The following is a 2,827-nucleotide window of genomic DNA, read 5'->3' on the forward strand; positions in this document are numbered from 1 at the left end:
CGCACATCACGCTGACGGTCGAGCAGCGGAAGCAGCTCGGCGAGATCAAGGAGCAGTCGCTCCTGAATCAAGCGACGCTGCAGCGGAAGATCGACCAGGCCGAGCAGGAGCTGTGGGATCTGACCGGGAGCGACGCGCCGGACGCGACCAAGGTCGAGGCCAAGGCGCGCGAGATCGAGCAGATCAAGAGCGAGCAGCGGATCGAGTTCATCCGCGACGTGGGCAAGGCCGCCGCCGTGCTCACCGACGAGCAGCGCAAACAGCTCACGGGCATGGCGCCGCCCGCTCCAGCGCCGGCGAACCAGCCAGCTGCTATGCCCGGCATGGGTGGCGGCGGCATGAGCGACATGTGAACCGGCGTTCCGAATCAGCCACCAGGAGACCACACCATGAGCAAGCGAGACTCCCACTGCAGGCCGGGAGGCACGGTCGTGTCGATCAAGGCCCCCGACGCGAAGCAGGTCTTCGTTGCCGGCACGTTCAACAACTGGAGCACCACGGCTCATCCCATGAAGCGGACGACCCGTGACGGCCACTGGGTGCTTGACCTCGATCTGACACCCGGAACCTACGAGTACAAATTCGTCGTGGACGGCCAGTGGTGCTGCGAGCCCGGGTGCGACAAGGCGTTCGACGGCTGCCCGGGCTGCGTTCCCAACGAGCACGGCACAATGAACCGTGTGCTCGTCGTCGAGGAACTACCCACAGGTGCGACGCCGACCGTCGGCCAGAGGCTGTGAGTGCGCCGCATGGACCCCGAGAAGGCCAGCCAGCTTCGTAGCGCCGTCGTGTGGACCGTCGTCCTCACCGCGGTGCACTTCGCGCTCGGAACGCGAACGCACGCTGTCCACGGTTTGCACATCGCGCTGGCAGGCCTGTTCATGGTGCCCGTCATCATCGCGGCGGTGGCGATGGAGCGGCGCGGCGCGCTCGCCGCCGCCGCGGCGATCAGCGGGATCTATTTGCTGCATCTCCTGCTCAACTGGCGGAACTCGCCCATGTTCAATCCCGACCAGTTCGCGTGGCCCGTGGTGTACGCTGTGGTCGGACTCACCGCGGGACAGCTTGTTCACGCCGCCAACTACCGGAAGTGGCAGCGTGACGAGGTGATCAGAAAGTCTCAGCGTACCGAGATGGTGCAAGGCCTCACCGGCCTCCTCACGGCTCTTGGCGTAAGAGACGCCGCCACGCTCGCGCACTCTCGCCGGGTTGCGGCGATCGCCGTGCGGGTTGGTGAGCAGATGGGCCTGGACCGCGGGGCGGTCTCCGACCTGCGCCTCGCGGGGCTCGTGCACGACATCGGCAAGGCCGGTGTACCCGACGACATTCTCTACAAGGACGGCCGCCTCTCGGAGGAGCAGAAGATCGTGATGCGGAGTCATGTCGATCTCGCGGTGTCGATGCTCCGGGCAATCCCGAGGACCGACCCCATCGCGAGGATCGTTTCTCAACACCACGAGTGCCCGGACGGCAGCGGCTATCCGCGCGGGTTGCTGGCCGACGCGATCGACTCCGCGGCCAACATCCTGCGCGTCGCGGACGTGTACGCGGCACTCACTGAGCCGAGGCCCTACCACACGCCCGCGGATACCAGCGCAGCGCTCGCAGAGATGTCCGCGCTGAGCGGCAGCAAGATCGACGCCACGGCGTTCGCGGCGTTGCGCGCGGTCGTCGGGCTTTCCGATGGCGACAACTTCGAGAGAGACGGCCTGCCGACGCCTCGGGAGGTCGACGCATGAGACTCAGGCAGGCTGTCTTGTCGCTCAGCCTCGGCATCGCGCTCTGCCTGTCGCTCTCTGTGGCAGCGCAGGTCAGTCCCGAGGAGCACGCCAAGCACCATCCCGCGCCCGCAGGAGCGCCGCAGTCTCCGCCAGCAACCTCCACCGACACAGGCGCGATGTCGGGCATGGCGGACATGATGCAGGGCATGGGGACGACACCGCCGAAGGAGTTGTACCCACGGCTCATGGGGCTCCCCGCACTGACTCCAGAACAACTCGCCGAACTGCAGCGCGACGCACATGCGCGCATGGAGTCGGGGACGCGGGGGTTGTCGGGCGCGCTCCATGCGCTCCAGGAAGCCGCGACCCGAAACGACTACGCCGCGATGCAGGACGCGGTGGGACGAATGCGGGAGGGCCTCGCCCGGTTCGGCAGCGGTCTCGCGGCCCACCGCGCCGCCGCCGCGGGCGCTTCGCCCCAGCAGATCGCGCTCGAGTGGTTCAAGAGAGAACTGAACCTGCCAACGCCCGCGCCCCCCATGACGCACGGGTGGCTGGGCTGGTCCCTGTGGCACTGGACGGTCATGGTCCTGTTGATTGGGTTCGCGGTCGTGATGGTGCTGATGTACGTCGTCAAGATGAGGCGGGCCGCCGTTCTGCTGGCACGCTTGACGGAACCGCCGCCGGGCGCTCTGGTCGCTGTATCGACCCCCACCCCGCCCGTCGCAGGGTCGTCGGGCATCAAGCCGCAGTCCGCTCCACCCGCGGCCTCCGTGTCCGATCGCGTGCAACAGTCGCCAAGCACCTGGAGCGGCTCGCTCCGCGTCGCCAACGTCTTCGACGAGACGCCGGAGATCAAGACCTTCAGACTCGTCAATCCGACGGGCGGGCCGGTGCCCTTCGAGTTCCTGCCAGGGCAGTTCCTGACGCTCGCTGTGGCCCAGGCGGGCAGCACCACCAAGCGGTCGTACACGATCGCGTCTTCTGCCGAGCAGCGGGGATACGTGGAGATCACGGTCAAGCGCGAGGAGAAGGGTGTGGTCTCGCGGTATCTGCACGACCGCGTGGCGCCGGGCGACCTGCTGCAGGTCGCCGCGCCGCAGGGC

At 67.7% G+C, this 2,827-nt stretch carries 4 protein-coding genes; all 4 read left to right on the forward strand.

Annotated elements, in window-relative coordinates; translation table 11 throughout:
- Window positions 1–353 (forward strand): Spy/CpxP family protein refolding chaperone (locus Q0C41_RS31070; protein ID WP_291990873.1); only part of this gene is annotated, 353 nt, incomplete at its 5' end.
- 36 nt (window positions 354–389) lie between these two features.
- Entirely contained in the window at window positions 390–740 is a 351-nt protein-coding gene (locus tag Q0C41_RS31075) for a glycogen-binding domain-containing protein (protein ID WP_291990874.1), read from the forward strand.
- Between the two features lie 9 nt (window positions 741–749).
- Window positions 750–1,739: an HD domain-containing phosphohydrolase gene (locus Q0C41_RS31080; RefSeq protein ID WP_291990876.1), complete on the forward strand. Its 990-nt coding sequence runs from the start codon at window positions 750–752 to the stop codon at window positions 1,737–1,739.
- A partial coding sequence (locus Q0C41_RS31085; protein WP_291990878.1) for an FAD-binding oxidoreductase occupies window positions 1,736–2,827 on the forward strand: 1,092 nt, incomplete at its 3' end. The genes Q0C41_RS31080 and Q0C41_RS31085, both read left to right, overlap by 4 nt.

The sequence above is a fragment of the Luteitalea sp. genome (assembly GCF_022842525.1).
Lineage (GTDB): Bacteria > Acidobacteriota > Vicinamibacteria > Vicinamibacterales > Vicinamibacteraceae > Luteitalea.